Below are 530 nucleotides of genomic sequence, written 5' to 3' on the forward strand. Positions count from 1 at the left end.
AGCTGCCAGTTTGCCGCGGTATTCGACGAGGGTGTAGTCATCGGGTAATCCTTGCAACCGCTCGCACTCACGCGGCGTCAGTCGCCGCACGGCCATCTGCGACCGCAACAGGTTCTGAGGGCTACTGCTGGTATCGGAACTATCGACCTGCTTGCCGTAGGAAGCAGTGAGAGGAACGGCACCCGGCGCTTCCTGCATCACGGCTGTGGTGGAGCTGTTCTCAATACTCCCAGGGGCACGCGTGCGGAGGCTCCCCGCTACTTCGGTTGGCGAAGCTGCACTCGTCGTTCCATCGCTGCCGTGCAGAGTGAAGGCGGCAGGGGGCACATTGCCTTCGGGTATTTCGGCTAAGCGCGATTGGAGGATGCCATCTATCTGGTTGCCACCGCCTCGGGCGCTATTCAGACTGGCATGTACTGAGCGCTCTCTCGCCTCGCCACGCTGGTTGGTACTGAACGCGACGGCAAGTTGTCCGCCACCGTTGGCGTGACTGGAGTCATGTCCCATGCTGCGCAGGGTTGGTGCGATCT

General features: G+C 61.7%; 1 protein-coding gene. It reads right to left on the reverse strand.

The window, feature by feature from the left end:
- The coding region (locus tag GSQ91_RS14725) for a DNA cytosine methyltransferase (RefSeq protein WP_174240696.1) at positions 1-530 on the reverse strand (530 nt) is incomplete at both ends.

The organism is Granulicella sp. S156, from assembly GCF_009766105.1.
In the GTDB taxonomy this organism is placed as follows: domain Bacteria; phylum Acidobacteriota; class Terriglobia; order Terriglobales; family Acidobacteriaceae; genus Granulicella.